General features: G+C 57.2%; 25 protein-coding genes. 10 read left to right on the top strand and 15 right to left on the bottom strand.

All coding sequences use genetic code 11. From position 1 onward, the window contains the following. The first annotated feature begins 89 nt into the window (after positions 1-89). Positions 90-1043 carry an HTH-type transcriptional regulator MetR gene (gene metR, locus ABR39_RS24020; protein ID WP_048339012.1) on the top strand — a complete coding sequence of 318 codons (954 nt, stop codon included), beginning with the start codon at positions 90-92 and terminating at the stop codon, positions 1041-1043. On the opposite strand, the gene ABR39_RS01230 is transcribed toward metR, so the two are convergent. The 3 genes from ABR39_RS01230 to pldB all read right to left on the bottom strand — a co-directional run bounded on the left by ABR39_RS01230 (position 931) and on the right by pldB (position 3731). Beyond that, entirely contained in the window at positions 931-1830 is a 900-nt protein-coding gene (locus ABR39_RS01230; protein WP_047345448.1) for a carboxylate/amino acid/amine transporter, read from the bottom strand. The genes metR and ABR39_RS01230 overlap by 113 nt on opposite strands. A gap of 82 nt (positions 1831-1912) precedes the next feature. Next, positions 1913-2713: a sugar/pyridoxal phosphate phosphatase YigL gene (gene yigL, locus ABR39_RS01235; protein WP_047345449.1), complete on the bottom strand. Its 801-nt coding sequence runs from the start codon at positions 2711-2713 to the stop codon at positions 1913-1915. Between the two features lie 25 nt (positions 2714-2738). Then, positions 2739-3731, bottom strand: coding sequence for a lysophospholipase L2 (gene pldB / locus ABR39_RS01240; RefSeq protein WP_047345450.1), 993 nt, complete (start codon positions 3729-3731; stop codon positions 2739-2741). Between the two features lie 109 nt (positions 3732-3840). On the opposite strand from pldB, the gene rhtB reads away from it, so the two are divergent. Next, positions 3841-4461, top strand: a complete 621-nt coding sequence (rhtB, locus tag ABR39_RS01245) for a homoserine/homoserine lactone efflux protein (protein ID WP_047345451.1) — start codon at positions 3841-3843, stop codon at positions 4459-4461. Here the strand turns inward: rhtB and rhtC are convergent. The 3 genes from rhtC to pldA form a co-directional block, all read right to left on the bottom strand. Continuing rightward, a complete protein-coding gene (gene rhtC / locus ABR39_RS01250) occupies positions 4458-5078 on the bottom strand; it encodes a threonine export protein RhtC (protein ID WP_006179256.1) in 621 nt (206 codons plus the stop codon). The two genes, rhtB and rhtC, sit on opposite strands and share 4 nt — an antisense overlap. Positions 5079-5139: 61 nt before the next feature. Beyond that, positions 5140-6969: an ATP-dependent DNA helicase RecQ gene (gene recQ, locus ABR39_RS01255; RefSeq protein WP_047345452.1), complete on the bottom strand. Its 1830-nt coding sequence runs from the start codon at positions 6967-6969 to the stop codon at positions 5140-5142. A gap of 90 nt (positions 6970-7059) precedes the next feature. Beyond that, positions 7060-7929: a phospholipase A gene (gene pldA / locus ABR39_RS01260; RefSeq protein ID WP_047345453.1), complete on the bottom strand. Its 870-nt coding sequence runs from the start codon at positions 7927-7929 to the stop codon at positions 7060-7062. A 163-nt stretch (positions 7930-8092) separates the two neighbouring features. Between pldA and yigI the strand changes: the two genes are divergently transcribed. Both yigI and rarD read left to right on the top strand, forming a co-directional pair. Beyond that, positions 8093-8560, top strand: a complete 468-nt coding sequence (gene yigI, locus ABR39_RS01265; RefSeq protein ID WP_008501538.1) for an acyl-CoA thioesterase YigI — start codon at positions 8093-8095, stop codon at positions 8558-8560. Positions 8561-8611: 51 nt separating this feature from the next. Continuing rightward, a complete protein-coding gene (gene rarD, locus ABR39_RS01270) occupies positions 8612-9508 on the top strand; it encodes an EamA family transporter RarD (RefSeq protein WP_047345454.1) in 897 nt (298 codons plus the stop codon). Between the two features lie 43 nt (positions 9509-9551). Here rarD and corA read toward each other — a convergent pair whose 3' ends face one another. The 8 genes from corA to lptM form a co-directional block, all read right to left on the bottom strand. Continuing rightward, the gene (gene corA, locus ABR39_RS01275) at positions 9552-10502 is read right to left on the bottom strand and encodes a magnesium/cobalt transporter CorA (protein WP_008501540.1); all 951 of its coding nucleotides are present in this window, start codon (positions 10500-10502) and stop codon (positions 9552-9554) included. Positions 10503-10653: 151 nt separating this feature from the next. After that, positions 10654-10710: a YsgD/CorL family protein gene (gene ysgD, locus ABR39_RS26150; RefSeq protein ID WP_212743980.1), complete on the bottom strand. Its 57-nt coding sequence runs from the start codon at positions 10708-10710 to the stop codon at positions 10654-10656. Between the two features lie 149 nt (positions 10711-10859). Then, positions 10860-13022, bottom strand: a complete 2163-nt coding sequence (uvrD, locus tag ABR39_RS01280; RefSeq protein ID WP_047345455.1) for a DNA helicase II — start codon at positions 13020-13022, stop codon at positions 10860-10862. A gap of 76 nt (positions 13023-13098) precedes the next feature. Further along, positions 13099-13815 (bottom strand): 5-amino-6-(5-phospho-D-ribitylamino)uracil phosphatase YigB, encoded by a 717-nt coding sequence (gene yigB, locus ABR39_RS01285; RefSeq protein WP_047345456.1) that lies wholly within the window; start codon positions 13813-13815, stop codon positions 13099-13101. Then, complete coding sequence (gene xerC, locus ABR39_RS01290) at positions 13815-14717, bottom strand: tyrosine recombinase XerC (RefSeq protein ID WP_047345457.1); 903 nt, start codon at positions 14715-14717, stop codon at positions 13815-13817. Before xerC ends, yigB begins: the two co-directional genes overlap by 1 nt. Then, positions 14714-15421, bottom strand: coding sequence for a DUF484 domain-containing protein (locus ABR39_RS01295; RefSeq protein WP_047345458.1), 708 nt, complete (start codon positions 15419-15421; stop codon positions 14714-14716). Before ABR39_RS01295 ends, xerC begins: the two co-directional genes overlap by 4 nt. Beyond that, positions 15418-16242 carry a diaminopimelate epimerase gene (gene dapF, locus ABR39_RS01300; RefSeq protein WP_008501545.1) on the bottom strand — a complete coding sequence of 275 codons (825 nt, stop codon included), beginning with the start codon at positions 16240-16242 and terminating at the stop codon, positions 15418-15420. Before dapF ends, ABR39_RS01295 begins: the two co-directional genes overlap by 4 nt. A gap of 35 nt (positions 16243-16277) precedes the next feature. After that, the gene (gene lptM / locus ABR39_RS24025) at positions 16278-16481 is read right to left on the bottom strand and encodes an LPS translocon maturation chaperone LptM (protein ID WP_013099260.1); all 204 of its coding nucleotides are present in this window, start codon (positions 16479-16481) and stop codon (positions 16278-16280) included. Positions 16482-16616: 135 nt separating this feature from the next. On the opposite strand from lptM, the gene cyaY reads away from it, so the two are divergent. Then, entirely contained in the window at positions 16617-16937 is a 321-nt protein-coding gene (gene cyaY, locus ABR39_RS01305) for an iron donor protein CyaY (protein ID WP_047345459.1), read from the top strand. Between the two features lie 91 nt (positions 16938-17028). On the opposite strand, the gene cyaA is transcribed toward cyaY, so the two are convergent. Next, positions 17029-19572 carry a class I adenylate cyclase gene (cyaA, locus tag ABR39_RS01310; protein WP_047345460.1) on the bottom strand — a complete coding sequence of 848 codons (2544 nt, stop codon included), beginning with the start codon at positions 19570-19572 and terminating at the stop codon, positions 17029-17031. Positions 19573-19921: 349 nt separating this feature from the next. Between cyaA and hemC the strand changes: the two genes are divergently transcribed. From hemC to ABR39_RS01335, 5 genes are all read left to right on the top strand, one after another. Next, the gene (gene hemC, locus ABR39_RS01315) at positions 19922-20863 is read left to right on the top strand and encodes a hydroxymethylbilane synthase (protein WP_047345461.1); all 942 of its coding nucleotides are present in this window, start codon (positions 19922-19924) and stop codon (positions 20861-20863) included. Then, the gene (gene hemD / locus ABR39_RS01320) at positions 20860-21600 is read left to right on the top strand and encodes a uroporphyrinogen-III synthase (protein WP_047345462.1); all 741 of its coding nucleotides are present in this window, start codon (positions 20860-20862) and stop codon (positions 21598-21600) included. The genes hemC and hemD overlap by 4 nt, the downstream gene beginning before the upstream one ends. Positions 21601-21620: 20 nt before the next feature. Next, on the top strand, positions 21621-22823 hold the full coding sequence (hemX, locus tag ABR39_RS01325) for a uroporphyrinogen-III C-methyltransferase (RefSeq protein ID WP_047345463.1): 1203 nt from the start codon (positions 21621-21623) through the stop codon (positions 22821-22823). Between the two features lie 2 nt (positions 22824-22825). Beyond that, positions 22826-24025 carry a protoheme IX biogenesis protein HemY gene (hemY, locus tag ABR39_RS01330; protein WP_047345464.1) on the top strand — a complete coding sequence of 400 codons (1200 nt, stop codon included), beginning with the start codon at positions 22826-22828 and terminating at the stop codon, positions 24023-24025. 172 nt (positions 24026-24197) lie between these two features. Continuing rightward, a complete protein-coding gene (locus ABR39_RS01335; protein ID WP_047345465.1) occupies positions 24198-25409 on the top strand; it encodes an MFS transporter in 1212 nt (403 codons plus the stop codon). Positions 25410-25642 lie beyond the last annotated feature (233 nt).

The raw sequence follows: 25642 nt of genomic DNA on the forward strand, positions 1-25642 counted from the left end.
TTAGACGTCCAGATGTTTACACATCTATAATTGGCAGGTACTGTATATTCCTCAAGCGCAAAATGTTCATGGCGAAGTGAAGGACTTTCATGATCGAGATAAAACACCTGAAAACGCTACAAGCGTTGCGGAACTGCGGCTCGCTCGCGGCGGCGGCAGCCACGCTGCACCAGACCCAGTCCGCCCTTTCTCACCAGTTCAGCGATCTGGAACAGCGCCTTGGATTTCGTCTTTTTGTGCGTAAGAGCCAGCCGCTGCGCTTTACGCCTCAGGGCGAGATCCTGCTGCAGCTGGCGAATCAGGTGCTGCCGCAGATCGCCAGCGCGCTGCAGGCGTGTAACGAACCGCAGCAGACCAAGCTGCGTATCGCCATTGAATGCCACAGCTGTATTCAGTGGCTGACCCCCGCGCTTGAGAACTTCCGCCAGAAGTGGCCGCAGGTAGAGATGGACTTTAAATCCGGCGTGACGTTCGACCCGCAGCCCTCGCTCCAGCAGGGCGAGCTGGATCTGGTCATGACCTCCGACATACTGCCGCGCAGCGGCCTGCACTATTCGCCGATGTTTGATTATGAAGTGCGCCTGGTGCTGGCGCCGGACCATCCGCTGGCAGCTAAAACGCGCATCACGCCGGAAGATCTGGCGACAGAAACGCTGTTGATTTACCCGGTTCAGCGCAGTCGTCTGGATATCTGGCGTCACTTCCTGCAGCCGGCAGGCATTAGCCCGCAGCTGAAAAGCGTGGATAACACCCTGCTGTTGATTCAGATGGTGGCAGCCAGAATGGGTATCGCAGCGCTGCCGCACTGGGTGGTGGAGAGTTTTGAACGCCAGGGACTGGTGGTCACCAAAACCCTGGGGGAAGGACTGTGGAGCAGGCTGTACGCCGCCGTGCGCGATGGCGAGCAGCGTCAGCCGATTACGGAGGCGTTTATTCGCTCAGCGCGGAACCACGCGTGCGACCACCTTCCGTTTGTGCGGAGCGCGGAGCGACCCAGCGTCGATGGACCCACAGCGAAGCCAGGATCACCGTTCCCCCAATAATGAAGCTCGGCCAGTGCGGCTGTTGCTGCCAGATGGCGAGGTTGACCAGTAGCCCTGCCGGGACATGCACGTTGTTCATGATCCCCAGCGTACCGGCGTCTACCTGCGTAGCGCCGTAGTTCCACATGAAATACCCCAGCCCTGAAGCCACAACGCCCAGCCAGATCAGAACGCCCCACTGCACGGCGGTGGTCGGCAGCTTTTGCGGGTTACCGAGCATAAACCACGCCGCCACCGCGACAATCGCGGCCCCCATATAGAACCAGGCAAACGCGTTATGCTGCGGCATCGGACGGGTTTCCATCAGGCGCTTGTAGCCCACCATGCCGATGGCGAAACTGATGTTGGCGAGCTGGACGAACATTAGCCCGGTCCAGAAATGATCGCTGACTTTGTCATAGCGAATAATCGCCGCGCCAATCACCGCCAGTGCCGCGCTCAGCAGGTATCCCCAGCGCAGGCGGCGCTTGCTGAGCAAATCGTAGATCAGCGTGATATAGAGCGGCGTAAGCACGGTGAACAGCAGGAATTCAGAGACGGACAGGTAGACGTAAGCCCGGAAGCTAAACAGATACATGATGCCGAGCTGCATCGCCCCCACCAGCATATAGAGCACGATCGTTTTCAACGATTGCCCGCGCGAACGCAGAAACGGCAGGAACACCAGCGCTGCCAGCCCCACGCGCATCAGTACCGAGAAGTAGCTGTCGACCGAACCGGCAAGGTATTCGCCAATCAGGCTAAAGGAGAAGGCCCACAGGATAGTGGTGATAATGAGTAGCGCCACAATGCTTGTCTCTCAGAAAGAAGGACAGGCATTGTAGCGAACTCTTTAGTTGACAACTGAGCAATAAACAACCAAATGAAGATTATTCAAGGAACAGCTTGCGCAGATATTTCGGTACCGCGTTGTCGCCGTTGGTGCCGATCACTTCCAGCTCCGGGTGCAGGTCTTTCAAACGCTGGTGCGCGTTTTCCATAATGCAGCCCTTGCCTGCCATCGAAAGCATTTCAGCGTCATTCATGCCGTCACCAAAGGCGATGCAGTCTTTCAGCTCGAAGCCCAGACGTTTCGCAACCGCTTCCAGCGCGTGGCCTTTGGTTACGCCCCCGGCCATCACTTCCAGACAGGTCAGCGTTGAGAAGCTCACGTTGACGCGATCGCCCCAGCGCGCGTTGATCGCCTGCTCCAGCGGCAGCAATTCCTCATGGTTTACGCAGGTGAAGAACACCTTGCTGATCCCTTCCGGCTCCAGCAGGCCCGGCTCGTACAGCGAGTACTGGAATACGGCTTCCTTGAAGAAACGCATCTCTTCCGGGCGGTGGCGGTTCATAAACCACTCGTCGTCGCGGTAAACGTTGGTGACGATATTCGGGTTGTTATGCACTACCCCGAACAGATCGGCGGCAATATCGCGATCCAGGTTGTGGGTAAAGATCAGGTTGCCGTCGGTATCATGCACGCGCGCACCGTTAGAGGTGATCATGTACGATTTGATCTCAAGATTATCGCGGATCTGCCCTACGTCTACGTGGTGGCGGCCGGTGGCAAACACAAAGTTCACGCCCCGGGCGGTCAGCAGCTTTAAGGTCTCTTTCGCGTAAGGCGACAGGGTGTGGTCGGGAGAAAGCAGCGTGCCATCTAAATCAGATGCAACAACCTGGTACATAGGGAAATTTAACCTCAATAGAAAATCAGTTATGCCGGTCGAAAAACTCGACGATGGCGTTAAGCGCGACTGAGCGCATAGCGTCCTTTTCAAAAAGGATCTCATGGTACGCGCCGTTGATGACCAACGGTTTTCCCCCTTCACAAGGGTGGCCGGCGGCAGCGCGGAGTTCGCAAAAGCGGTCATGCATGCGGTTATCCACCACACGCTCTTCTTCAGCCTGAATCAGGAGCGTTGGCGTGTCGTCATTCGCAACGCCCGCCAGAACCTGCTCACCGGCAAGGATCCCTTCCCGCACCCAGTGATATGTCGGGCCACCCACGCGCAGGCGCGGTTCATCGGCATAAAAACGCAGGTTACGACGATAGCGCTGTCGGCTGTGGGTCAGCACGTTCATCGCAAACGGCAATGCCCGCCAGCGCCCGGTGCCAATGGCGTAGCCTTCACGAATGCGCTGATGGCCCTCAGCCCAGTCGAGAATATGGCGCACCATCCAGTCCGGAAAGCGCATGACGATGCCGTACATCGGCGCGGTAAGCGCAATGGCGTCGCACTGGTGCTCGTGACGCTGTAAAAACAGCGTTGAAATTGCACCGCCCATCGAGTGCGCCAGAATATAGCGCTTCCGCCATGGGCCAGGCTCGACCTCCTGCTGCCAGAACGCGGCGAGATCGTCGACGTAATCGCTGAAGCTATCCACATGGCCGCGATGCGTATCCGATAACAGGCGGCCCGAAAGCCCCTGACCACGATGGTCGATAATCAACACATCGAAGCCCAGGTGGAACAGGTCATAGGCCAGTTCGGCGTATTTGATGTAGCTCTCGATACGCCCGGGACAGACCACGATGACCCGGTCATTTTTCTTATCGTGAAAACGCACAAAGCGTACCGGTATATCACCGACGCCCGTAAACTCATCTTCCTCACGCTGGCGCCAGAAATCGGTCAGCGGCCCCATGGAGAAAGCAGCAAATGCGTTTTCTCGTGTTTCCCAGTCCTTTTTCTGCTGAAACATCGGGTTTCCACTCACGTAAGCCAAGGAATATCGTTTTTTCGTAACCGGTCACAAAATGACTCAACAATAGCGTATTGTGGCATAAAAACAGACGATTCGGGAGTTTCAAATGACCTTCGAGTGGTGGTTCGCTTACCTGCTGACATCCATCATCCTTAGCCTTTCACCGGGCTCGGGCGCCATTAACACCATGACCACCTCCATCAACCACGGCTATCGCGGTGCGGCGGCGTCGATTGCCGGTTTGCAGGCCGGGCTGGGCATTCACATCGTCCTGGTCGGGATTGGTCTGGGCACCCTGTTCTCCCGCTCGGTACTGGCTTTTGAGGTGCTGAAATGGGCCGGTGCAGCGTATCTGATTTGGCTGGGTATTCAGCAGTGGCGCGCGGCGGGCTCCATCAACCTGAATACGCTCGCTCAGACGCAAAACCGCGGCCATCTGTTTAAGCGCGCGGTTTTCGTCAACCTCACCAACCCGAAAAGCATCGTCTTCCTCGCCGCGCTGTTCCCGCAGTTTATCGTGCCACATCAGCCCCAGGTGATGCAGTACGTGGTGCTGGGTGCAACCACCATTATCGTCGATATCATCGTAATGATTGGTTACGCAACGCTGGCGCAGCGGATTGCGGCGTGGATTAGAGGGCCTAAGCAGATGAAGGCCCTGAATAAAGTCTTTGGTTCGCTGTTTATGCTGGTTGGCGCGCTGCTTGCGTCAGCGCGTCACGCTTAGCGAGAAATAATGAGATGAATCCCGAAGCCGGCGAACAGCGCGCCGGCGAAACCGTCGATCCACTTCGCGATGCGCTGATAGCCGCGGCGCATTGCCGGTAAGGCAAACAGGCTTGCCACCACGGTGAACCACGCAAAGGTCTCAACGACGATCAGCAGGAAGATACCCCAGCGCGCGCCCGCACCGACGTTATCCCCGACAAACAGCGAGAACACCGAGCCGAAATAGATAATCGCTTTCGGGTTCGCCAGGTTGGTCAGCAGCCCTTTCACAAAGCTGCGGCCGCCTGTTGCCAGCTCAACCTTTGGCTCTTCCGGTTTTTTCTCTTCTTTTTTCAGCGCGCCGCGCAGCATCTGGTAGCCCATCCAGCACAGGTACAGGCCACCGCCAACCATAATGATGTTATGTAGCCAGGCCATCTTCGCCAGAATCAGGTTCAGGCCAAGCAGCGCGACCGCGGCCCAGACCATGACGCCCATGGTAATACCGAGCACGCCCATCATCGCCTCTTTGCGGGAGCGGCTGACGGCCGTCTGTGACACGAAGAAAAAGTCCGGACCCGGGCTCATCAGCGCAACGATGTGCACTAACGCCACGGTGAGAAATAGCATCAACATAATTCGCTCGCAGGGAAATAATTCAGTGAGTCATCATCCTGACACTTTTTCGTCCGGCTGACTACTCCTCATCATCACCGTCGGCATGTGAACGGATAAGCGCCATAAACTCCTTCCCGAAGCGCTCCAGCTTGCGCGTACCGACGCCGTTGACGCTGAGCATTTCGCTGGCGCTGAGCGGCATCTGCTCGGCCATCTCGATGAGCGTCGCGTCGTTGAACACCACGTAAGGCGGGATGTTCTCTTCATCGGCAATGGCTTTACGCAGCTTGCGCAGTTTGGCAAACAGCTTGCGGTCGTAGTTGCCGCCGTACGATTTTTGCATCACCCGCGGCTTCAGGGCGATAACGCGCGGCACGGCGAGCTTCAGTTCAACGTCACCGCGCAGGACCGGACGCGCCGCTTCGGTCAGCTGTAGCGCGGAGTGCTGAGCAATGTTCTGTGTGGCAAAGCCGAGGTGAATCAGCTGACGAATAATGCTGACCCAGTGCTCATGGCTCTGGTCCTTGCCAATACCGTAGACGGGCAGTTTGTCGTGGCCCATATCGCGGATACGCTGGTTATTGGCACCGCGCAGCACTTCCACCACGTAGCCCATCCCGAAGCGCTGGTTCACACGGTAAATGGTCGAGAGCGCCTTACGCGCGTCCATCAGGCCATCGTACTGTTTCGGCGGATCCAGGCAGATATCGCAGTTGCCGCACGGCTCCTGTCGCCCTTCACCAAAGTAGTTGAGCAGCACCAGACGACGGCAGGTTTGCGCTTCGGCAAACGCGCCCATCGCGTTGAGCTTGTGGCGTTCGATATCCTGCAGCTGTCCCTGCGGTTTTTCCTCCAGGCAGCGGCGCAGCCATGCCATATCGGCCGGATCGTAAAACAGCATCGCTTCCGCTGGCAGGCCGTCACGCCCGGCGCGGCCGGTTTCCTGATAGTAGGATTCGATATTGCGCGGAATGTCGAAGTGCACCACAAAGCGCACGTTGGGCTTGTTGATCCCCATGCCGAACGCCACCGTCGCCACCACAATTTGCAGGTCATCGCGCTGGAATTTCTCCTGCACGTCGGCACGGATGTGGTTCTCTAACCCGGCATGGTAGGCCGCCGCGCTAAAGCCGCGGTTTTGCAGACGTGCGGCGGTGTCTTCCACCTTCGCGCGGCTGTTGCAGTAAATGATGCCGGACTTGCCGCGCTGCTCCTGCACGTAGCGTAAGAGCTGATCCAGCGGCTTGAATTTTTCCATCAGCATGTAGCGGATGTTGGGGCGGTCGAAGCTGCTGACCTGAATATAGGGATCGTTCAGCCCCAGCAGGCGAACAATATCCAGACGGGTGGTGTCATCTGCCGTGGCGGTAAGCGCCATAAACGGCAGCTCGGGGAAGCGCTGACGCAGCTGGCCGAGTGCAGCGTATTCCGGGCGGAAATCATGACCCCACTGAGAGATACAGTGCGCTTCATCCACTGCCAGCAGAACCGGGTTCCAGTGCGCGAGATGGTCGAGGAAGTTATCCAGCATCAGGCGTTCCGGCGCGATATACAGCAGGCGAATTTGCCCGGTGCGGCACCCGGCCATCACCTCTTGCTGCTGCTCGCGGGTTTGGGTCGAGTTAAGACAGGCCGCCGCCACGCCGTTGGCGAGCAGCTGATCAACCTGGTCTTTCATCAGTGAAATCAGGGGCGATACCACGACCGTCAGGCCGTTAAGCACCAGCGCGGGCACCTGATAGCAGAGGGATTTACCGCCGCCGGTCGGCATGACCACCAGGCAATCGCGACCTTCCAGCACCGTTTCAATGATGGTTTCCTGGCCAGGGCGGAACTGCTGGTAGCCAAAGGTTTCATGCAAAACCTGTTTAGCCAGCGACTCCTGATTCAATACTTCCGCCTGCGCCACATTAACCCCATATGCGAAAAATAAAACAGGCGCTATTTTCAGCGCCTGAGAGAGAAACTTCAACGTTTAACGCAAAAACATTCGAGCTGCCTAGAGAATATCGTTCAGCATCACGCCCACGCCTACGCGGGTCTGGTTGAAGTTGTAGTCAATAAGCGACTCGCCGTAACCGCTGTATACCTGCGTGTAGATACGAACGTGCTTCGTCACAGGATAGCTTAAGCCCACTTCCGCGCCGCCGTAGCCGGTATTCCAGTTGTACTGGCCCTTCGCGCTCAGCACCGCATCACCCAGCTGATAGCCGACTTTGAGCTGGTAGTATCCCATGTATTTGGTGATGTCCGGGTTGTCATCAGTGCTGCCGACCACATACCACGGCTTCACCTCCACCATCCAGTTACCGTTCTGCGCCATCAGGCGCGTATAGGCGCGGTTCCAGCTACGTGAAGTCGGGTCGGAACGGCCGTTGGAATCATGGTTAAAGCCCACTTCGACATCACGCAACGTCCATCCGGCAAATTCATAATCCGTTGCAAAACCGAGGAACAGCTGCGGCTCGTAGTTCGTTTCACGGAACGGCGAGGACTCCCCACTGTTAGAGAGCTGCCACCAGGATTTCTGCGTGTAAGACGCACCGAGCACCGAGTTCGGCCCCAGAATGCCGCGCCAGAACGGGAAGGCGAGGCTGAGCTGGAACTTCACCTCATCTTTACGCGCATTATCAGACCAGTTATAGGAGCTTATCGCCTCTTTGTTGAGATCGCTGGTCTGGGTGTAAATCACGTAGTTGGTGTCGTACGGATAGAGCGTGAACGGATTGTCATGCTCCTGAAGAAGGTTCGCGATAATGCTGCCGTGAACGGCAGGTTTATCATGCACCTCTTTGATCGTCGCTTCCTGCGCATATGCTGTGAGGGGCAGCGCAACCGCCGCCAGTAACCAGGCCAGATACGTCCGCATCGGTGGTGTTCTCCTGCAAAAGAGTAAAAGTACTTGAATAGTTATGTGGCGAACATTCTACATACTTCTGCGACAACTGCTGCATCCTCGTTTCTGAAAGTGGAATTCCTTATTGCTGAGGCATAAAATCAACATTTTATTAACAATAAGGATGTGATGCCTCATGTCAGCCATGCTTACCGCCGAAGAAGTGTTAAAACTCGTGGGCGAGATTTTTGTTTACCATATGCCGTTTAACCGCGCGCTGGGACTGGAGCTGGAGCGTTACGAGAAAGACTTTGCCCAGCTGAGTTTCAACAACCAGCCGATGATGGTGGGTAACTGGGCACAAAGTATTTTGCACGGCGGCGTGATTGCCTCTGCGCTGGACGTCGCGGCTGGCCTGGTCTGCGTGGGCAGTACGCTGACCCGCCATGACACCATTAATGAAGACGAACTCCGCCAGCGGCTGGCGCGCATGGGCACCATTGATTTACGCGTCGACTATCTTCGTCCTGGACGCGGAAATCGCTTCACCTGTACCAGCAGCCTGCTGCGCGCGGGCAACAAAGTGGCCGTGGCGCGCGTTGAGTTACACAACGAAGAACAGGTTTATATCGCCAGCGCAACCGCCACTTATATGGTGGGTTGAGGCAGCAAAATCGGGTAAAATTAATTCACTTTTTTGTAACGGATTTTCCCGATGGATGCTAAACAGACGCGGCAGGGCGTTTTACTCGCCCTTGCCGCTTATTTTATTTGGGGTATCGCCCCGGCGTATTTCAAGCTTATCGCCTACGTTCCGGCCGATGAGATCCTTACCCACCGCGTCATCTGGTCGTTCTTCTTTATGATTGCGCTGATGAGCCTCAGCCGTCAGTGGTCCGGCGTCAAAACGCTGCTGCAAACCCCGAAGAAGATTTTCCTGCTGGCGCTCTCTGCCGTGCTGATCGGCGGTAACTGGCTGCTGTTTATCTGGGCTGTGAATAACCATCACATGCTCGAAGCGAGCCTGGGGTACTTCATTAACCCGCTGGTGAACATCGTGCTGGGGATGATTTTCCTCGGCGAGCGCTTCCGTCGGATGCAGTGGGTGGCCGTCATTCTGGCCTTCTGCGGCGTGCTGGTGCAGCTGTGGACCTTCGGCTCGCTGCCAATTATTGCCCTCGGCCTGGCGTTCAGCTTTGCCTTCTACGGCCTGGTGCGTAAGAAGATTGCGGTAGAAGCCCAAACCGGGATGCTGTTTGAAACCCTGTGGCTGCTGCCGGTGGCGGCGATTTATCTCTTCGGCATTGCCGACAGCGCCACCAGCCATATGGGCAGCAACCCGTGGTCGCTGAATCTGATGCTGATGGCCGCGGGCGTGGTGACCACCATTCCACTGCTGTGCTTCACCGGGGCGGCGACGCGCCTGCGTCTCTCCACGCTGGGCTTCTTCCAGTACATTGGCCCGACGCTGATGTTCCTGCTGGCGGTGGTGTTTTACGGCGAAGTGCCGGGCGCGGATAAGATGGTGACGTTTGCCTTTATCTGGGTGGCGCTGGCGATTTTCGTTGCCGATGCCATTTATACCCAGCGCAGGGCCCGCAAAGGAATGTAGGTGTTTTGTAGGGCGGGTAAGCGCAGCGCCACCCGCCCGATTTTTACAGCCAGTTCCTGCGCTTGAAATAGAGATACGGCGCCAGCCCGGCGAGGATCATAAAGATAATCGCCCCCGGGTAACCAAAGCTCCACTTCAGCTCCGGCATAAACTCAAAGTTCATCCCGTAGCTGGAGGCCACCAGCGTCGGCGGCAGGAACACCACAGAAACCACCGAGAAGATCTTGATGATGCGGTTCTGCTCGATGTTGATAAAGCCCATCGCCGCCTGCATCAGGAAGTTGACCTTCTGGAACAGGGATTCGTTATGCGGCAGCAGGGATTCGATATCGCGCAGGATCTCCCGCGCCTGCTCCAGCTGGCCGCCCGGCAGACGCGCCTTGCGCACCAGGAAGTTCAGCGCGCGCTGGGTATCCATCAGACACAAACGCACCTTCCAGCCGATATCTTCCAGCTCCGCCAGAGTAGAGAGCGCTTCGTCGTACTCATCGCCCTGATGCCCTTCCATGATCACGCGACTCAGCTTTTCCAGATCGCTGTAGATGTTTTCAATTTCGTCCGCCAGCTGTTCAATTTTGGTCTCGAACAGGTCGAGCAGCAGCTCGTAGGCGTTACCGTCCACCATCGCCTGGCTGCGGGCGCGCATGCGGTAGAGACGAAACGCAGGCAGTTCGCGCTCGCGCAGGGTAAACAGGCGGCCGTCGCGAATGGTAAACGCCACGGTGGAGTTGCCCGCGTGGTCTTCGGCATCTTCAAAGAAGAAGAAGGAGTGGATGTGAAGGCCGTCTTCGTCTTCAAAAAAACGTGCGGATGCTTCGATGTCTTCCAGTTCCGGGCGTGTCGCCAGGCTTTGTCCCAGCTCAGATTGTACGCGCAGGCGTTCATCGTCGTCCGGCTCGACCAGATCCACCCATACGGCATCAATGAGGGGCTGTGACTCTTCGGCTTCAAGCCGAGTCAGTCGGTTATTTTCGAGTTGAAATGCGCTCAACATGACCGGGACTCCCAATGCAAAAAATATCGGACAGTTCGGTGGGCACACAGAAACAAATTGGGTTTCAGACCATTAAACAGCCTGACTCAGCGCGACGGGAATAGTGCAGGTCGCTGACAACCACTAAGGCCATCAGCAAGGGGAGATAGCCTTAGGAGTTGTTCCTGGATGACAGGGAATTGAGCCAGTATCTACTGGGTGTGTCCAAGGCGAATGTCCTCTTAGCGTAATCGTGCGCGCATGTTACGCCAGCTATAACTGTGGCGTCAACACGCAACGGAACGCTGAAGGGCATTAATTGACCTTCAATGTATAAGGCTAGCAGATTATTACAAAATAATGATATTTTTCTGAATGTTAGACTGTTTCCAGCTTCGCATAGGCCGCCACCAGCCATTTGATCCCCTGCCCCTGGAACGCCACCTGCAGGCGGCTGTGCTCGCCGCTGCCTTCCAGATTCACAATGGTACCTTCGCCAAACTTCGAATGGCGCACGCGCTGGCCCAGCTTGTAGCCGGTGTCGGTTTCCGCAATCGGCGAGCCCATACGCTGATGGCTGACCGGACGGCTGATGCTCGCGCGCAGACGTACCTCTTCCACGCACTCTTCCGGCAGTTCACCGATAAAGCGCGACGGACGGTGATAGACCTCTTTACCGTACAGACGGCGGGTTTCGGCGTAGGTCAGCGTCAGTTTTTGCATCGCTCGCGTCACGCCCACATAGGCCAGGCGACGCTCCTCTTCCAGACGTCCGCCTTCATCAAGCGACATCTGGCTCGGGAACATCCCCTCTTCCATACCCACGATAAACACCTGCGGGAACTCAAGACCTTTGGCAGAGTGCAGGGTCATGAGCTGAACCGCATCCTGCCAGGTATCCGCCTGCCCTTCGCCCGCTTCCAGCGCGGCGTGAGAGAGGAACGCCTGCAGCGGCATCAGGTCTTCGTCTTCTTCGTTGTAGCTGAACTGGCGCGTTGCCGTGACCAGTTCCTCTAAGTTCTCAATACGGGTCTGGCCTTTCTCACCTTTTTCCTGCTCGTACATGGTGCGCAGGCCGGAGTCTTTAATCACCCGGTCGGTCTGCACGTGCAGCGGCATGTCGGCCGTTTCCTGCGCCAGCGCGTCAATCAGTTCGAGGAAGCGCTGCAGCGCGCTGGCGGCGCGGCCGGCAAGCGCTTTTTCCTGCAGCAGCTCGCGGCACGCCTGCCACAGCGTCAGCTGACGATCGCGAGAGGCCTGACGCACCACGTCCAGCGTGCGGTCACCAATGCCGCGTGTCGGCGTGTTGACCACGCGCTCAAACGCCGCGTCGTCGTTACGGTTGGCAATCAGGCGCAGATACGAGAGCGCATCTTTGATTTCCTGACGTTCGAAGAAGCGCATGCCGCCATAAATGCGGTACGGCATGCTCACCTGCAGCAGCGCCTCTTCCAGCACGCGCGACTGGGCGTTGCTGCGATAGAGAATGGCACACTGCTCCAGTGCGCCGCCATTGTCCTGCCAGGTTTTGATGCGGTTCACCACGAAGCGGGCTTCGTCGAGTTCATTGAAGGCGCAGTAAATCGAAATCGGTTCGCCGTCGACGCCGTCGGTCCACAGCTTTTTCCCCAGACGCCCGTTGTTGTTTTCAATCAGGGCGTTGGCCGCGCTCAGGATATTGCTGGTTGAGCGGTAGTTCTGCTCCAGACGGATGGTCTGTGCGCCAGGAAAATCGTTGAGGAAGCGCTGGATGTTCTCCACCTGCGCCCCGCGCCAGCCGTAGATAGACTGGTCATCGTCGCCCACGATCATCACCTTGCCGGTATCGCCGGCCAGCAGGCGGATCCACGCGTACTGGATGTTGTTGGTATCCTGGAATTCGTCCACCAGGATATTGGTAAAGCGTTCGCGGTAGTGCTGCAGGATGTGCGGCTTATTCAGCCACAGCTCGTGGGCGCGCAGCAGCAGCTCGGCGAAATCCACCAGACCGGCGCGATCGCACGCTTCCTGATAGGCCTTATAAACGTTCTGCCAGGTCTGCTCGACCGGGTTGCCGAAGCTTTGAATATGGTGCGGGCGAAGCCCCTCGTCTTTCTGACCGTTGATGTACCACATCGCCTGACGCGGCGGCCACTGCTTCTCGTCGAGGTTCATCGCCTTGATCAGGCGCTTCAGCAAACGGAGCTGATCTTCGCTGTCGAGGATCTGGAAATCCTGCGGCAGGTTGGCGTCCATATGGTGCGCGCGCAGCAGGCGGTGCGCCAGGCCATGGAAGGTGCCAACCCACATGCCGCCCTGGCTGGTGCCCATCAGCTGGGCGATACGGTGGCGCATCTCCGCCGCCGCCTTGTTGGTAAACGTGACCGCCATGATGGAGTACGGCGAGCAGTTTTCCACGCTCTGCAGCCAGGCGATACGGTGAACCAGCACGCGCGTCTTACCACTGCCCGCCCCTGCCAGCACCAGCATGTTGGTGCGCGAGGCGGCAACCGCGTCACGCTGTTTGTCATTAAGGCTGTCGAGCAGGTAAGAAACGTCCATTGGCACCGTCACGTCATGGCGGGCAGGCAAATAGCATTCGCCAAAACCCTGTTAATTTATACAGAACAATTGATGATTATATCAGCGTCGTGAGGGATGCCAACCGCGAAATTTCCACGTGTGGCAGAAGACGGCTATCGGAGGCGATCATCAGGTCGGCATTTTCCGGCTTGATCCAGCAGGCCTGCATGCCGCAGCGAATGGCACCCGCCACGTCTGTGGTGAGATCATCCCCCACGTGCAGAATTTCACCCAGCGGCAGGTTCAGTTTTTCCGCTGCCAGATGGTACATATCGCTAAACGGCTTGGAGCGCCCGTGGGGACCGGCACGCAGCACAAATTCAAAGTAATCGCCGAGCCCAAACAGCTCAGGCTGGGCATTGCCATTGGTGATGGCCACCAGCGGCCACTTTTCGGCAAGCTTCGCCAGCGTGTCGTGGGTCTCCTGCGGCACGTCGATACGGCTGCGCCATTTGGCGAAGTTTTCCATTGCCGCTTCGGCCCCAATGGCCGCATCCTGCGCGCTCAGACCCACGTTGAGCATCGCCTGCTCAACCGCGCGACGACGCCATTCGGTCACATCGTGGTAAATGTCCGGCTCGGTCTCCCGCAGGGACTGACGCAGCGTCTGGAAATCCTTGTTCTGCATCGTCTTAAGCGCCGGATGGTAGTTCTGGACAAACGCCAGCGACTCCTGCTCGGTACGCAGGATCACTTCGCGGTTGTCATATAGGGTGTCATCAAGGTCAAACGTCAGGGCTGAAATCTGACCGAGTGGGCGGTAAAAACGCATTATTTCCCCCGTTTGGCGCGTGGATGCGCCGCGTCATACACCGAGGCAAGGTGTTGGAAGTCTAAGTGGGTATAGATTTGAGTGGTCGACAGATTCGCGTGGCCTAGCAGTTCCTGCACGCCGCGCAGATCGCCGCTCGACTCAAGCATGTGTGTCGCAAAGGAGTGACGCAGCTTGTGCGGGTGAACGTGGCTGTTCAGCCCCTGCTTAATGCCCCACTCCGCAAATCGCTTCTGCACGTTACGCGCCGAGATCCGCTTGCCGAGTTTCGACAGGAACAGCGCGCCCTCTTCTGCGCCAAACAGCCCGCGCAGGTCAAGCCAGTGCTCAATCCAGGATACCGCATTGCGGCCAATCGGCAGGCGGCGCTCTTTGCTGCCCTTGCCCATGACCCACACTTCGCCGGTGTCCAGGTCGAGGTGTTTTAAATCAAGATTAACCAGCTCTGAAAGACGCAGCCCGGCACCGTACATCACCTCCAGCATCGCGCGGTCACGCACGGCCAGCGGATCGTTTAGATCGATATCCAGCAGGCGATTTACGTCGTCAACGTCGATATTTTTAGGCAGATGGCGCGGCGCTTTTGGCGTGGCGATCCCTTTTGCCGGGTTGGCTTTTAAGCCTCCCTGACTCACCAGCCAGTCGAAGAAGCTGCGCAGCGCAGAGAGCCTGAGCGCCAGGCTTGCCGGGCCTAATCCTTTTCTGCGGCTACGCACGACAAACCCGCGAACCGTCGCAGCGTCACAGTGTTGCCAGCTTTTCAGGCCGATTTCGTCGGCAATCTGCATGATGGCATCAAGCTGACGCTGGTAGTTGAGCAGGGTAATGGGGCTAAGCTGACGCTCCACGCCCAGATAGCGCAGAAAGCGCGAGACGTCAGTGGCGAGCAGTGCGTCCGTCATACGCGCTCAATCCAGCGCTCCAGCAGCTCAGGCAGCATCAGGGCAATCTCCTGCAGCAGGTGCGTGGCTTGCCCTTGCTCATAGTGATGTGCGTCTCGGCTGGTAAATAACATCACGCCCAGATCGCCATCGCGCCCCATCAGCGACATCGCTACCGAGCCTATCGCTTTGGCTTCGGGTAACACCACCAGCAGTTCAGGTCCGTTCAATGGCCCCAGGTAGTGATGCTCATGGCCCAGACGCTGTATGCGCAACGGTTCAAACGCCTGACGGCTAATTGCCAGATGGGTAAACCCCGACGGTGCGCCAATGCGCCAGCGGTCAGGGAAAAGACGGATCGTTGCGCCCGCCAGGCCAAGCTCGCGCGCCCAGCGATGGAAGCGGCTGAGGAATTCTTCGAGACTGTGCGCCGACGCCAGACGCGCCTGCAGATGCAGCAGACGATAGAACAGGCTTTCGTTAGTGCTAGCCTGTTCCATCAGCAGCGTCATGTTCTCTTCAAGCTGATTAATGTGGTTGCGCGAGCGCGCCATGTGCCATTCGACCAGCGACACGGTTCCGCGAACCGGATGCGGCACGCGCATCTCTTCGACGACGCGTGCATTACGAATAAAAAACTCAGGATTGCGCAGCAGATAATCAACAACAGCTCTGTCGTCCAGCTCCGTCACTGTTTCCTGCAGTTCTTCCCCTGGTTGTTTCATAGATGGATAAACCCGTCATAGACATGTGCCGCCGGGCCAGTCATATACAGTGGATGACCCGGTCCTTTCCAGGCGATATCAAGCCGACCGCCCGGTAACTCCACGCGAACCTCTTCAGCCAGTAACCCCTGAGAGATGCCCACGGCCACTGCCGCACAGGCACCGCTTCCGCAGGCCTGCGTCTCGCCCGCGCCGCGCTCGTAAACCCGCAGACGGATGTGCTCGCGTTTCACCACCTGCATAAAACCGATGTTCGCGCGCTCCGGGAAACGTTCGTGGCTTTCCAGCACCGGGCCGAGCGTTTCGACGGCGGCAGTTTCCACATCATCAACCTGAATCACGCAGTGCGGGTTACCCATGGAGACGACGCCGCACAATACTGTCTGCTCGGCCGCACGCATAATATAGGTCTTTTCCGCTTTGTTTGCGCGAAACGGCACGACGGAGGGCTCGAAGTTCGGCTCGCCCATGTTCACGCGCACCAGCTCATCGTCGGTGACGCTAAGCACCATGCGGCCATTGGCCGTGCTGACGCGAATATCACGCTTGTTGGTCAGCCCTTTCAGGCGAACAAAGCGGGCGAAACAGCGCGCGCCGTTGCCGCACTGATTCACCTCGCTGCCGTCCGCGTTAAAAATACGGTAGTGGAAATCGAGGTCGGGATCGTACGGTGGCTCAACCACCAGCAGCTGATCGAACCCCACGCCCAGATGCCGATCCGCCAGGCGACGGATCAGTTCCGGGGAGAAAAACACATTCTGCGTTACCGCGTCGACGACCATAAAATCGTTGCCAAGGCCATGCATTTTAGAGAACTGCATCATTTGCTCCATTGCGCGGGTACAGAACGTTGTCGTCAGAGATTTACCTGAGTCGGACCACCGTTGTTGCCACGATCGTTAGTATCTGGTGTAGATGACTCAATGCCGCTGTTCACAGGTTTCGTCGGCGGCGGCGCGGTTTTATCCGCTGGCGGGAAGTACAGGGGTCCCTTCAGTCCGCAGCCAGTCAGGCTAAACAGCGTGATGAGAACGGCAAGCGTTCGGAAAGCGTTTTTCATTATAAAGTTGCCCGTAAGTTCAAATCTGTTTCTATCATCGCAGGAGAAGACACAAAAGCAAGAGTTTGCCGCTTTCCTGCAACGGGATTTATTTAGGGTTATACTGCCGGCATCACGAAAAACAGGAACAAAACCATGAACGACAGTGAATTCCATCGCCTTGCCGACAACCTGTGGATGACCATCGAAGAGCGTCTTGACGACTGGGACGGCGACAGCGATATCGATTGTGAAATCAACGGCGGTATTCTGACCCTGAGCTTCGAAAATGGCAGCAAAATTATTATTAACCGCCAGGAGCCGCTTCACCAGGTATGGCTGGCGGCCAAACAGGGCGGCTATCATTTCGATCTGAAAGACGGGGAATGGGTTTGCGACCGCAGCGGCGTCACGTTCTGGGATCTGCTGGAACAGGCGGCGACCGCGCAGGCGGGTGAGGAAGTGAGTTTCAGGTAGTTTTGTTGCCCGGTGGCGACTACGCCTTACCGGGCCTATAACGGCTCGGACCGTAGGCCGGGTAAGCGTCAGCGCCACCCGGCGAAAAGGCTCAGGAGAAATACTGCTGCAGCAGTGGCGCGGTGTCCTGATTTGCAGGCGCGACAGGCGTGACGGCCTGGGTCCGGAACGGAATCACCTGCGTACGACCGTCGACGTTCACAATCTGGTAGAACTGCGGCAGGTTAAAGTTGATAAAGCTTGAGCCGTAGGTGAAACGGTCATGGGAAGAGGAGTAGAAGCGGCTGACGTCGCGCACCAGCTCCTCTTTACTGCCTTCACAATGGTGATACACCTCGGCGCGGTTGGTCTCATCCAGAATGTAGATGTTGAAACCGGCATCGTCGCCCGACTCTTCGAAGAAGAACTGAATAATCCCTTCACTGGCAAAGCCGTCCACCACCTGCGGCAGCTTAACGTGGTTGGTTTCCACCTGCACCGACAGGCCATGCAGCTTGTTGTGCGAAATCGCGCCGTAGAACTCGATGGCGTTTTCCAGCTTCTGTACCGACACGTTGAGACGTTCGAAGAACAGGCCCCAGGTCTGGCCGGAGACGCGCAGCGCTTTAAAGCGTCCGGTTTCCTGGCGGGTACTGGAGAGACGCAATTCGATACACTCTGAAACCAGCTGCTGCACGCGGGTACGAATTAAACCGCGCAGGTGCTGGCTATAGCAGAACACTTCAACGCTGTCCGGCGGCGCGGCATCCTGATGCATCTTGCCGAGAATGGTTTTCAGCGCTTCGATCATCGCCTGCTCGCCGTTGAAGTGCAGGGTTCGCACTTCGTTCCACGAGTTGCGGTAAAGCAGATCCACACTGCCCACCAGGCAGTTTTGCTGCTCGCCAAAGCTAAAGACGTCCAGCTTGCGGAAGTCAAAATGGACCACCTGATTGCGGAAGGCCGCCGTCGGGTCGTACTCCAGATTGACGATGATCGCCAGATGGCGAATCTCACACGGGCTGTAGAGCGCCTTCGGCGTTGGCGCAGGCAAACGCAGCGGGAAGTGGTGTGAAACATCCGCCACCATCTCCTGCAGCTTAGCGAGATCAACCACCTCGTTGCCTTTGATAAACAGGCGGGTACGCGAAGTCAGCAGGCCGTTGAACCAGGCCCAGGCCACCAGCTTGTTCAGATAGCGGTTATATTCCAGCGGCTGATGGCTGATAATTGAATCCATGCTTGGCGCACGGTTGTAAAGATACCACCCGGTGCGGTTCGCGCGACCCGGCGGGACATAGATAAAGGTCAGATTCGGTTCAGACAGGTCAGGCGAAATCTGCGGGTTAACCAGAGTAACTTTACCCGGCAGCGCTTCAAACGCGGCGTACAGCTTACGGGTCAACACCCCGATATCCTGCGGGCTGGCGGAAACGCTGAGGTTGTTACGGCGCGCAAAGCGGATCAGATTACGGTAGCTTTGCATCATCGCATCGAGCAGTTCGTTGTGCGCTTCACGCACCTGATCGATTTTCCAGTTGGCCCGGTTGTCGAGCATGGACAGACGCGCTTCGTCCCATCCCCACTCTTTCACTAACTGACTAACCACTTCACGACGCCAGCCCACGCAGGCACGCTCGCGGCTCAATTTCTCACAAACTTTGAGATAGAAACATCGACGCACCAGGTCAAGACGCGTGGTGTCGTCAATGGCTTTCAGGTATTCGGTCACGCGCTCCAGCATCATGCAGTAGGCGTCCAGCCCGAAGGAGACGATCTCCCCGTCGTGCAGACGCTGCTTGATATCTTTCGCCAGCAGGCGCGGTGTAGGGTATTCCCAGGAATAGGCTTCCAGCAGCAGCGTTTTCAGCACCGCTTTGTACGGTGAGTCGATACTCTTATAGAGCTGCCAGAGGCTTGCGCCAAAGTACTCTTCCGCTGACAGAGAGCTCAGGCCTCCGAGGTCCAGCCATTCGTTTGGCGTCAGTACGCCCTGCGAATAGAGCGACATGACGTAATCGTCATAATGCTCTTCTTCATCGCATGGGACCATATTCCACAGAATACGCTTCCCGGCCAGGCGAACGGCCGTACGGTAAAATTCATCCAGCAACAGGATGTGCTGGGTCGAGCCGCAGTCCTCACCACCCAGACTGCCGCTTTCGTTATGGCGGAAACGGTTTTCATCAATCAGGAAGAAGCTCACTTCCACGCCGAGCGAAGCCGCCCAGCTTTCCAGCAGGCTGCATTTACGCTGCAGCAGCTGACGTTCTTCGTTATCGAGCCAGGATTGATGGCAGACCCAGATATCCAGGTCCGAAGAACAGCTTTGCCCTACCGATGAGGTACTCCCCATAGAGTAAACGCCGGTAATCGGCAGTTCACCTTTCGGGGACTCCTGTGGCGGCATGCCGCGATAGAGCTCAAGCTCGTTCAGATAGTGCTGTTGGGTTTCATCAGGCGTGAAAAGGCAAATGCCCTGGGGAACGTTACCGTCAAGGTAGCCAGGCATTAGCGGATGGTGATAGTGCAATAATGTCGGCAGCAGACTGTATACCTGCTGGAAAGCAGGGCCCATGGCAGCAAGCGCGCGATCCACACGCAGTTGATTTATGGCATCCAGTCTCTGTTTCAGAGTCTCAATATAGAGGTACAAGACGTATCGCCTGATGTTTCCGGGTGGCGCAAGCTATTCAAAACACGAATAACAGCGGGCCCGCAGTATTTCAAAAAGATAACCGTTACCCTTTTTCGCCCTTATCATTATGGTGGTACCGACGAAAAAATGGTCTAAAACGTGATCAATTTAACACCTTGCCGGTTGACCGTAAAGAAAGATGCGCTACATACAAGTGTAGCACCGTTCTGTACGTGTAAATTCCTGAATACGGCTATGGCCGACGAATACGCCGCCTTGTCCCTCTCACGCTTCATCAACCGTAAAACTGCCATCCCAGAGTCAACAATGTTAGGATGGTTAGCGATTGATAATGACGGTAACAAGCATGTTAGACAATGTTTTGAGAATTGCCACACGCCAAAGCCCTCTCGCGCTCTGGCAGGCACATTATGTTAAGCAGCGCCTCGAAGCCTGCCACAGTGGATTGCGCGTCGAGCTGGTGCCGATGGTCACGCGCGGTGACGTGATCCTGGATACGCCGCTGGCGAAAGTGGGCGGTAAAGGCCTGTTTGTCAAAGAACTGGAACTGGCATTGCTTGAGAACCGCGCCGATATCGCCGTACATTCGATGAAAGACGTGCCCGTCGAGTTCCCGGAAGGGCTGGGGCTGGTGTCCATCTGCGAGCGCGAAGATCCGCGTGACGCATTTGTCTCTAACCACTACGATTCGCTCGATGCGCTGCCTGAGGGTAGCGTGGTTGGCACGTCCAGTTTACGCCGTCAGTGTCAGCTGGCGGAGCGTCGTCCTGACCTGATCATTCGCTCGCTGCGCGGTAACGTCGGCACGCGTCTGGGCAAGCTGGATAACGGCGATTACGATGCCATTATTCTCGCCGTTGCCGGGCTAAAGCGTCTGGGGCTTGAGGAGCGCATTCGCGTGGCGTTACCGCCAGAGCTGTCGCTGCCGGCCGTTGGCCAGGGTGCCGTTGGCATTGAGTGCCGTCTGGACGATACGCGTACCCGCGAACTGCTTGCTCCGCTGAACCATGACGACACCGCTATCCGCGTAAAAGCCGAGCGTGCGATGAATACCCGCCTCGAAGGGGGATGCCAGGTTCCGATTGGCAGCTATGCTGAATTGACGAATGGCGAACTGTGGCTGCGCGCGCTGGTGGGTGCCCCGGACGGTTCGCAGATGGTGCGCGGCGAGCGTCGCGGTAAAGCGCAAGATGCCGAACAGCTTGGCGTTTCGCTGGCAGAAGAGTTACTGGATAACGGCGCCCGCGAAATCCTGGCTGACGTTTATAATGGAGAACCCCCTGCATGAGTATTCTCGTCACCCGCCCTTCTCCCGCAGGAGAGCAATTAGTGAGCCGTCTGCGCGCACTGGGGCAGGTGGCCTGGAGTTTTCCGCTTATTGAATTCTCCCCGGGTCGGGAGCTCTCTGCGCTTGCCGACCAGATGAATACCCTTCAGGAAGGCGACCTGCTGTTTGCACTGTCGCAACATGCCGTGGAATTTGCCCACGCGCAGCTGCAGCAGCAGGGGCTGTCCTGGCCAACCGCTCCGCGCTATTTCGCGATTGGCCGTACAACGGCGCTGGCGCTGCATACCGTAAGCGGCGCGGATGTTCGTTACCCGTTAGATCGGGAAATCAGTGAAGTCTTGCTACAATTACCTGAATTACAAACCATTGCCGGAAAACGTGCGCTGATTTTACGCGGTAACGGCGGGCGCGAACTGTTGGGTGAAACGCTGCGCGAGCGCGGGGCTAACGTCACGTTTTGCGAGTGCTACCAGCGTTGTGTAAAACATTACGACGGTGCAGAAGAGGCGATGCGCTGGCATACGCGCGGCATTACGACACTGGTCGTAACCAGCGGTGAAATGCTCCAGCAGCTCTGGTCACTTGTGCCGCAATGGTATCGTGAAAACTGGTTACTCCACTGTCGGCTTCTGGTCGTCAGTGAGCGTCTGGCGAACCAGGCCCGGGAGCTGGGCTGGCATGATATTCGGATCGCTGATAACGCTGACAACGATGCGCTGCTGCGCGCATTACAATAACTCTCAAATGGGAAGCCATAATGACGGAACACGATAAATCCTCCGCCGTGGTTGAAGAGACCAGGGAGACTGTGGAGACAACGCCACAGCCAGAGACGACTGAGAAAACCGCTGAGAAGAAAAACGGCAGCAACAAAACGAGCCTCACGCTGAGCGCGATTGCCATCGCCATTGCGCTGGCAGCAGGTGTTGGCCTGTACGGTTTGGTGAAGCAACAGGGTGCTAACCAGACGTCCACCAGCGATGCGCTGGTAAATCAGCTCACTGCCCTGCAAAAAGCGCAGGAGACGCAAAAAACCGAGCTGGAAACCGTGATTAAACAGCAGGCCGCCGCGCTTGCCGATGCGAACAGTAAACAGGAAGAGCTGACCAAACAGCTGGGCGAAGTGCAGCAGAAAGTCGCCACGATTTCCGGTACCGATGCCAAAACCTGGCTGCTCTCGCAGGCTGACTTCCTGGTGAAGCTCGCCGGACGTAAGCTCTGGAGCGATCAGGACGTCACCACTGCCGCCGCACTGCTGAAAAGCGCTGACGCAAGCCTGGCAGACATGAACGACCCAAGCCTTATTACCGCACGTCGTGCGATCACTGAAGATATCGCCAGCCTCTCCGCCGTCTCACAGGTGGACTACGACGGCATTATCCTTAAAGTGAACCAGCTTTCGAATCAGATTGATAACCTGCAGCTGGCGGATAACAACGACGACGACTCCCCGATGGACTCCGACGGCACCGAGCTTTCCACCTCCCTGAGCGAATGGCGCGTGAACCTGCAAAAAAGCTGGCAGAACTTTATGGACAGCTTTATCACCATCCGCCGCCGCGACGAAACCGCCGTACCGCTGCTGGCGCCGAACCAGGATATCTATCTGCGCGAAAACATTCGTTCCCGTCTGCTGGTAGCGGCACAGGCCGTGCCGCGTCATCAGGAAGAGACCTACAAACAGGCGCTGGATAACGTCTCAACGTGGGTACGCGCCTATTACAACACCGATGATGCGACGACAACCGCCTTCCTCGAAGACATTGATAAACTGAGCCAGCAGAACATCACTATGAACGTGCCGGATAAGCTGGCCAGCCAGCCGATTCTGGAGAAACTGATGCAGACGCGCGTACGTAATCTTCTGGCGCAGCCGGGCGTGCCGGCAGAGCAGACGGGCGGAGCGGCAGCCGCTCCTGCATCCGCACCCGCGCCTGAAAGCGCCCCGCAGGGAGAGTAACGATGCTAAAAGTTCTCTTACTCTTCATCCTGCTGATCGCCGGGATCGTGCTGGGGCCGATGCTTGCCGGTCATCAGGGCTACGTCCTGATCCAGACCGATAACTACAACATTGAAACCAGCGTAACGGGTCTGGCGATCATTCTGATCCTCGGCGTGGTGGTGCTGTTTGCTCTCGAGTGGATCCTGCGCCGTATTTTCCGCACCGGTGCGCATACGCGCGGCTGGTTCGTTGGCCGCAAGCGTCGCCGCGCCCGCAAACAGACCGAACAGGCGCTGCTTAAGCTCGCAGAAGGTGACTATCAGCAGGTTGAAAAGCTGATGTCGAAAAACGCCGATCATGCCGAACAGCCGGTGGTGAACTATCTGCTGGCTGCCGAAGCGGCGCAGCAGCGCGGTGACGAAGCCCGCGCCAATCAGCACCTGGAGCGGGCGGCAGAGCTGGCGCATGGTGACCCGATTCCGGTGGAAATTACGCGCGTTCGTCTGCAGCTGGCGCGCAATGAGGACCACGCGGCTCGCCACGGTATTGACCGCCTGCTGGAAGTCGCGCCACGCCATCCGGAAGTGCTGCGTCTTGCCGAGCAGGCCTATATTCGTACCGGCGCGTGGGGCTCGCTGCTGGACATCATTCCGTCGATGGCGAAGGCCGAGGTCGGTGATGATGAACATCGTGATGAGCTTCAGCGCCTGGCATGGATTGGCCTGATGGATCAGGCGCGCGCCGACCTGGGCAGCGACGGACTAAAAACGTGGTGGAAGAATCAGAGCCGTAAAACGCGCCAGCAGATCCCTCTGCAGGTGGCGATGGCGGAACATCTCATTGAATGTGACGATCACGACACCGCACAGGAGATCCTTCTCGACGGCCTGAAGCGCCAGTACGACGATCGTCTGGTGATGGTGATCCCGCGCCTGAAAACCAACAACCCTGAGCAAGTCGAGAAAGTGCTGCGTCAGCAGATTAAAACCGTCGGTGATCGCCCGCTGCTGTGGAGCACGCTCGGTCAGTCCCTGATGAAGCACGGTGAATGGCAAGAGGCAAGCCTCGCCTTCCGCGCGGCGCTGAAACAGCGTCCTGATGCCTTTGACTACGCGTGGCTTGCCGATACGCTGGACAAGCAGCATAAGCCGGAAGAGGCAGCCGCCATGCGCCGCGATGGGCTGTTGCTGACGCTGCAAAATAACGGTAACCCGCAATAAATAAAAAGGAGGCCAGACGGCCTCCTTTTTTTATCGCCTTTCTCCTGCTACATTCTTTACACCCACATCTGTAAACGAACCCGCCAATGTAACGATGTCTTTTCATTAACCTTTTTTCACACACGCGCACTTTCTGCAGCGTGGATTAAATCGTTTTTGAAAGGATATCTTCATGAACTCGCTTTTGTATGCGCTTATTGAAGCGCTGCGCTGCCACCGCTGGCTGCGCCTGCTTGCCTGTGCTTTTATCTTCTCTTCGCTGGGAAATGGTTTAACCCAGGTCGTGGTCTTTGGTTTACTGTTAGCGTGGTCGGCCCCGCCCGCCCTGCTAACCCTCGCTTTTCTTTTCGCTACGGTTCCGGGATTCATCGGCAGCACGATCGGCGAAAAGCTGTGCTCGCGCTATTCTCCAGTATTCCTGCTGATACTGACCGAGGGGCTGGGATTGCTCGCCCTGCTCTTCCCCCTGCTCGGGGCGGGTTATCACAGCATTGCCTCGCTACTCGCCGTGCAATCCACCGAAGCGCTGCTCAGCGGGATGAGCTGGCCCGCGCTGACAATGCTCTTTAAGCGCGGACTTAGCGAAGCAGAGCTGCCTGCTGCGACCTGTCTGGAAAATGTGATTTTTGCTTCTCAGGTGTTATTGGGTACCGGACTCGGCGTGGTGCTGTTCAAGCAGACCTCAGTGTTTACCTTGCTGGCTATTGATGCCGCCAGCTTTCTCGGGTCGCTGTTGCTGCTGTGGCTGGCTGGGCGCCGGTTTTCTGCGCCATTGCTACCGCTCACCGGTGAAGAGGCAGCCCCCGCGCCACTGCGCTGGCAGACATTGACCGTTCGGCAAAAGCGCAGCCTGCTCATTCTGCCGGCGCTGGCGGCAGTCGGCTCACCGGCTATGGCGCTACTTCCTGCCCTGGCGCAGCAGCTCCATCCTCAGGATGCGGCGGGTCTTGCCCTGCCTCTGCTTTGCGCAAGGAGCATGGGACAACTTTGCGGCCCCATGCTCCTGAAAAAAGAGAGCCTGACGCGCTTTGCCGCTCGCACCCCGCGAATCATCGTTTGTCTCGGTATCTTTCTGGCCGCTTATGGAATGCTGCCGTTGTTGTCCGGGTGGATGGCATTTGCGCTGGGGATGATCTTTATCGCGCATCTGGCCTCGAACGTTCTCTTCGCGGCCGGCACGTTTGGCGTACTGAGCAGTTTTCATATCACGCAAACCGCGTCGGCCAGCGGTAAAGCCTGGCGCTGGCAAACGCTCAGCGCCTCTCTTTTCACCGGCATTACAGCGATGGTGGCAGTTGGGCTTGGCTCAGTGCTGGCGCTCTATACGGTATCGTCAGCCGCCCTGCTGTTGGTCGCCCTGATCATGCGTGGGTATCGGGAATAAGACATAAAAAAACGCCTGCTATAAAAGCAGGCGTTAAAACAGGTCTGTAAGACAACATATTTGGTGCTTCACTCAACGTTGTGTCCATGGTGTCTGATGAGGCCGAAGCGACATCTGTCAGTGGACGATAAGCACCGTAAATGGCTCTGCGTCATTCCTGAGTTTATGAGGCACTAAGGCGAACATAAGAGATGGAATGAGCATCTACACGTATATTATTGCACGTAACGTGC

It is taken from the genome of Enterobacter genomosp. O (genome assembly GCF_001022965.1).
Classification (GTDB): Bacteria; Pseudomonadota; Gammaproteobacteria; order Enterobacterales; family Enterobacteriaceae; genus Enterobacter; species Enterobacter cloacae_L.

Bases quoted from the DNA above. Each gene is read 5' to 3' on its own strand.
- metR (WP_048339012.1), top strand. From the start codon at position 90: ATGATCGAGATAAAACACCTGAAAACGCTACAAGCGTTGCGGAACTGC.
- yigL (WP_047345449.1), bottom strand. From the start codon at position 2,713: ATGTACCAGGTTGTTGCATCTGATTTAGATGGCACGCTGCTTTCTCCC.
- pldB (WP_047345450.1), bottom strand. From the start codon at position 3,731: ATGTTTCAGCAGAAAAAGGACTGGGAAACACGAGAAAACGCATTTGCT.
- rhtB (WP_047345451.1), top strand. From the start codon at position 3,841: ATGACCTTCGAGTGGTGGTTCGCTTACCTGCTGACATCCATCATCCTT.
- rhtC (WP_006179256.1), bottom strand. From the start codon at position 5,078: ATGTTGATGCTATTTCTCACCGTGGCGTTAGTGCACATCGTTGCGCTG.
- pldA (WP_047345453.1), bottom strand. From the start codon at position 7,929: ATGCGGACGTATCTGGCCTGGTTACTGGCGGCGGTTGCGCTGCCCCTC.
- yigI (WP_008501538.1), top strand. From the start codon at position 8,093: ATGTCAGCCATGCTTACCGCCGAAGAAGTGTTAAAACTCGTGGGCGAG.
- rarD (WP_047345454.1), top strand. From the start codon at position 8,612: ATGGATGCTAAACAGACGCGGCAGGGCGTTTTACTCGCCCTTGCCGCT.
- corA (WP_008501540.1), bottom strand. From the start codon at position 10,502: ATGTTGAGCGCATTTCAACTCGAAAATAACCGACTGACTCGGCTTGAA.
- uvrD (WP_047345455.1), bottom strand. From the start codon at position 13,022: ATGGACGTTTCTTACCTGCTCGACAGCCTTAATGACAAACAGCGTGAC.
- yigB (WP_047345456.1), bottom strand. From the start codon at position 13,815: ATGCGTTTTTACCGCCCACTCGGTCAGATTTCAGCCCTGACGTTTGAC.
- xerC (WP_047345457.1), bottom strand. From the start codon at position 14,717: ATGACGGACGCACTGCTCGCCACTGACGTCTCGCGCTTTCTGCGCTAT.
- ABR39_RS01295 (WP_047345458.1), bottom strand. From the start codon at position 15,421: ATGAAACAACCAGGGGAAGAACTGCAGGAAACAGTGACGGAGCTGGAC.
- dapF (WP_008501545.1), bottom strand. From the start codon at position 16,242: ATGCAGTTCTCTAAAATGCATGGCCTTGGCAACGATTTTATGGTCGTC.
- lptM (WP_013099260.1), bottom strand. From the start codon at position 16,481: ATGAAAAACGCTTTCCGAACGCTTGCCGTTCTCATCACGCTGTTTAGC.
- cyaY (WP_047345459.1), top strand. From the start codon at position 16,617: ATGAACGACAGTGAATTCCATCGCCTTGCCGACAACCTGTGGATGACC.
- hemC (WP_047345461.1), top strand. From the start codon at position 19,922: ATGTTAGACAATGTTTTGAGAATTGCCACACGCCAAAGCCCTCTCGCG.
- hemD (WP_047345462.1), top strand. From the start codon at position 20,860: ATGAGTATTCTCGTCACCCGCCCTTCTCCCGCAGGAGAGCAATTAGTG.
- hemX (WP_047345463.1), top strand. From the start codon at position 21,621: ATGACGGAACACGATAAATCCTCCGCCGTGGTTGAAGAGACCAGGGAG.
- hemY (WP_047345464.1), top strand. From the start codon at position 22,826: ATGCTAAAAGTTCTCTTACTCTTCATCCTGCTGATCGCCGGGATCGTG.
- ABR39_RS01335 (WP_047345465.1), top strand. From the start codon at position 24,198: ATGAACTCGCTTTTGTATGCGCTTATTGAAGCGCTGCGCTGCCACCGC.